The following is a 4,029-nucleotide window of genomic DNA, read 5'->3' on the forward strand; positions in this document are numbered from 1 at the left end:
CGCGCACCGACCCCACGTGCTGGTGGGCCAGGCCCCTGCGGGCCCGCAGGAACACCTCCCACGACGCCGGCGCGCCCTCCCGTGCGGCGCTCATGCGGCCGCTCCTCGCGGCTCGTCCGTCCTCGCGGCGTACGCGACGGCCGCCTCCCTGACCCAGGCGCCGTCCTCGTGCGCGGCCAGGCGGTGCGCGATGCGCTGTCGCGCCCAGTGGGTGTCGTCGCCCAGGGCCTCGCGGTAGGTGTCCCAGTCGACGGGCGTGAAGTCGTAGTGGCCGCGCTCCTCGTTCCAGCGGATCGCCGGGTCGGGCAGCGTCAGGCCGAGGCGCCCGGCCTGCGGGACGCAGGTGTCGACGAAACGCTGTCGCAGCTCGTCGTTGGTGTGGCGTTTGATGCCCCAGGCCATCGCGCGGCGGGAGACCGCGGCACCCGGCGCGGCGGTCCGCGCGTCGGCGCCGCCCGCCTCGGTGTCGGGTGGTCCGAACATCAGCGCCACCGCCGGCAGCCACCAGCGGTCCACCGCGTCCTGCGCCATCTCCTTCTGCTCCGGGGTCCCCTCGCACAGGGCGCGCATCAGGTCGTAGCCCTGCCGTACGTGGAAGGCCTCCTCCTGGCAGACGCGGCGCATCGCCCGGGCGTAGGGCCCGTAGGAGGTACGGCACAGGGGTGCCTGGTTGATGACGGCGGCGCCGTCCGTCAGCCAGGCGATGGCCCCGGTGTCCGCCCAGGTCAGCGCGGGGTGGTTGAAGGTGGCCGAGGCGCGCTGCCGGCCGTGGTGCAGGGCGTCCAGCAGATCGGCGCGGTCCACGCCGAGCGTCTCGGCGGCGGAGTACAGGTACAGGCCGTGGCCCGCCTCGTCCTGGACCTTGGCGAGCAGGACCGACTTGCGGACCAGGGACGGGGCGCGGGTGAGCCAGGCGCCCTCCGGCTGCATGCCGATGATCTCGGAGTGGGCGTGCTGGGCGATCTGGCGGACCAGCATGCGGCGGTAGCCGTCGGGCATCCAGTCGCGCGGTTCGATCGTCTCGCCGCCGGCGATGAGCGCGTCGAAGCGGGCGAGCAGTTCGTCCTCGTCCGCGGTGGTGGCCGACGCGGTCACCGGGCACCGCCCGTGCGTCCGGTGACCGTCACGGCGGTGCCGTGCTGCGGGCACCGCCCCGGGGCCCGGACCCGTACCGGCTGCCTGGGCACGCGCATCACTCCTTCGAATCGGGAACCGCCCGCGCGGGGCGCCGGGCGGGGCGGATTGCTTCGTTGCGGTAAGAGGACGGACGCGCGGCCCGGCTATCCCCGCCGCACGAGGTTCGGGGGCGTGACAAAGCTCACGGGACGGCCCGGGGAGTGAGGCCGGGCGCCGTCGCCTCTTGAGGGGGTGACAGTCATGGACCGCGGCGGCCGGCACGCCGAGGCGAAAGGGGAAACCATGAGCACCGTCAGGGAGTTGCTGGTCGAACTCACCGGCACGGCCGAGTACGCCGACCGGATCGGCGATGACGCCGACCTGGCCGCCAGCGGCATCGACTCCGGAGACCTGGTGCGCCTCGTGCTCCTGGTCGAGCAGCGGCTCGGCGTCGAGATCACCGCCGGGGACATGGAGGGGCTGCGCACGATCGGCGACTACGAGCGTTTCGTGGCCGAGCGCACGGTCGCCGGCGCGAGCGGCGGTGCGTGATGTGGCTGACGCAGCTGCTGGAGCGCAACCGACAGTGCCGGCCCGGCCGGACCGCGCTGGTGGACGAGGAACGCAGCGTCACCTGGGCCGAACTGCATGACCGTACTCTGCGACTGGCTCGCGGGTTTGCCGAGTCGGGCATCGAGCGGGGTGACCGGGTCGCCGTGCTCTCCAAGGACCGCATCGAGGTCCTGGAGAGCTACTTCGCGCTGGCCCGGCTCGGCGCGCTGTTCGTGCCGCTGAACCACAGTCTGACCGAGCCCGAGGTCGCCGGGATCATCGGGCGCGTCGGCGCGGTGGCCGTGCTCGGCGAGTCCGAACTGCTGGACCTTCACACCGACCTGCCCGCTTCGGTGCGCGTCCGGATGGCCTTCGACAAACCCGCCTTCACGGCGCTGGGCACGCTGGCCGCCGAGCGGGAGCTGCCGGACGTCGCCGACACGGACCCGATCGCCGTGCTGCACACCTCGGCGACCACCGGGCAGGCCAAGGGGGTGACCGTCGACAGCGCGTCGTTCCGCGCGATCGCCCTCGGCTGGCTGGTGATGGCCCGCCCCACCGACGACATCGTCATGGTCAACTGCTGCCCGCTGTACCACGGCAGCATGGTCGTGTCCCTCACCTACCTGGCGGCCGGCGCGACCGTCGTGCTGATGCCCGGATTCACCCCGCAGCGGGCGCTGTCCGCGGTGGAGCGGCACCGCGCCACGCACATGTGGCTGGTGCCGCAGATGCTGCGCTTCATGCTTCAGGCGAAGGCGTCCCGGCACACCGACCTGTCCTCCTTGCGGGAGGTCCTGTACGGGGCCGCCCCCATGCCGCTCGACGTCTACGCCGACGCGGTCGAACGGCTCGGGTGCGGCTTCCGGCAGGTGTACGGCATGACGGAGGTGGGCGGCCCGTTCGTCACGCTCGGTCCCGACGAGCACCCCGCGCCCGGTGACGTCACCGCCCGCATCCCCTGCGGGCGGGTCGTACCGGGCATGTCCGCCCGTGCCGTGGACGGGACCGGCCGGGAACTGCCGCCCGGCGAGATCGGCGAGATCGTGGTGCGCGGGCCGGGCGTCATGCAGGGCTACTGGAACGACCCCGAGGCCACCGGCGAGATCACCCACGACGGCTGGATCGGGACCGGCGACCTCGGCTTCATGGACGACGAGGGCCGCATCAGCCTGGTGGACCGCACCAAGGACGTGATCATCCGCGCGGGCCAGAACGTGTACCCCTCGGAGATCGAACGCGCCCTGATGACCCACCCGGCGGTCCGGGACGCGGCGGTCGTCGGCATGCCCGACGAGGACTACGGCGAGGTGCCGCTGGCGTACGTCGCCCTGGAGGCGGGTGCGGAGCCGGCCGCGACGGAGTTGCTCACGCATGTCGCGGGCCTGCTCGCGCCGTACAAGCGGCCGCGGCGGGTGGAGTTCATCGAGCAGGTGCCGCGCAATCCCGCCGGGAAGATCATCAAGAAGCTGCTGCGGGTGTGAGCGCGTGCGACGGCGGACGGTGACGACCGGGCGCCCGACGCGCCCCGGGCCGGTACGGAGCCCGTTTCAGCGCCTCAGGAGGGCGGCAGGTCCACGGGGACGGGCCGGGCCCGTGCGCAGAGCTCGCGGGGACGGTCCGGGCCGGTGGAGAGCCCGCACGGCCGGGGCGGGACCGCTCAGGAGCCCCCGGGATGGGTCCGGGCCGACGCGGAGCGTCCGTGGACGGGCCGGCACGGTGGAGAGCCGATGGCGACGGTGAGTGGTGACATGGCCGCGCTGCGTCCGCTTCTGGACTCCGTTGGACTCGGGCTGGGTGTCGCGGGTGTCCGGGAACCGTGTCCGCGACCGGCCGGGCCGGCCGAGGCCGCCGCCGCGGCGTCGATGCCGGAGCGGCGGAGACTGGAGTTCCTGGCCGGCCGGCGGGCCCTGCGTGCGGTGGGGCTGGACTGCGGTGAGATCCCCCGGTCGGGGCACCTGCCGGTGTTCCCGCCGGGACGGGCCGCGTCGATCTCGCACAGTGCGGGGATCGCCGTCGCCGTGGCGTGCCGTCCCGGCAGGGACCTGCCCCTCGGCTGTGACCTGGAGCTGCGGTCCCTGGCCCGTGAAGCGGCCCGCCTGGTGCTGCGCGCGGACGAGGAGACGCTGCTCGCGGACCGGTCGGTGACGGAGTTGTTCTCCGCCGAGGAGGCGGCGTGGAAGGCCCTCGCCGCGGCGGAGGGGGGTCTGAGGGAGTTGCGGGCCTCGCCCGCCGGGGACGGACTGCGTGTCTGCCTGCGCGCCGATCCCGCCCACGCCGTGCGGGCGCGGGTCGTGCCCGTCGGGGCGGGCGTCTTCAGCCACGTGACCGGCCGGGGCGGCGTCCGCGGCTGACCGGACG

At 74.1% G+C, this 4,029-nt stretch carries 4 protein-coding genes and 1 pseudogene; 3 read left to right on the forward strand and 2 right to left on the reverse strand.

Annotated features, from left to right (window positions below; translation table 11 throughout):
• Together B7767_RS49175 and paaA are read right to left on the reverse strand one after the other, a co-directional pair.
• Positions 1-94, reverse strand: a pseudogene (locus B7767_RS49175) (1,2-phenylacetyl-CoA epoxidase subunit B); the annotation flags it as partial.
• Positions 91-1,095 (reverse strand): 1,2-phenylacetyl-CoA epoxidase subunit PaaA, encoded by a 1,005-nt coding sequence (paaA, locus tag B7767_RS34070; protein ID WP_085575472.1) that lies wholly within the window; start codon positions 1,093-1,095, stop codon positions 91-93. The gene paaA and the pseudogene B7767_RS49175, both read right to left, overlap by 4 nt.
• Before the next feature lie 324 nt (positions 1,096-1,419).
• On the opposite strand from paaA, the gene B7767_RS34075 reads away from it, so the two are divergent.
• The 3 genes from B7767_RS34075 (at position 1,420) to B7767_RS34085 (ending at position 4,022) form a co-directional block, all read left to right on the forward strand.
• Complete coding sequence (locus B7767_RS34075) at positions 1,420-1,668, forward strand: acyl carrier protein (protein WP_085575474.1); 249 nt, start codon at positions 1,420-1,422, stop codon at positions 1,666-1,668.
• Positions 1,668-3,152 (forward strand): class I adenylate-forming enzyme family protein, encoded by a 1,485-nt coding sequence (locus B7767_RS34080; RefSeq protein ID WP_085575473.1) that lies wholly within the window; start codon positions 1,668-1,670, stop codon positions 3,150-3,152. The genes B7767_RS34075 and B7767_RS34080 overlap by 1 nt, the downstream gene beginning before the upstream one ends.
• Positions 3,153-3,398: 246 nt before the next feature.
• Positions 3,399-4,022 carry an enterobactin synthetase gene (locus tag B7767_RS34085; RefSeq protein ID WP_179167402.1) on the forward strand — a complete coding sequence of 208 codons (624 nt, stop codon included), beginning with the start codon at positions 3,399-3,401 and terminating at the stop codon, positions 4,020-4,022.
• The last annotated feature ends 7 nt before the right edge of the window (positions 4,023-4,029 follow it).

The sequence above is a fragment of the Streptomyces sp. 13-12-16 genome (assembly GCF_002114215.1).
Taxonomy (GTDB): domain Bacteria; phylum Actinomycetota; class Actinomycetes; order Streptomycetales; family Streptomycetaceae; genus Streptomyces.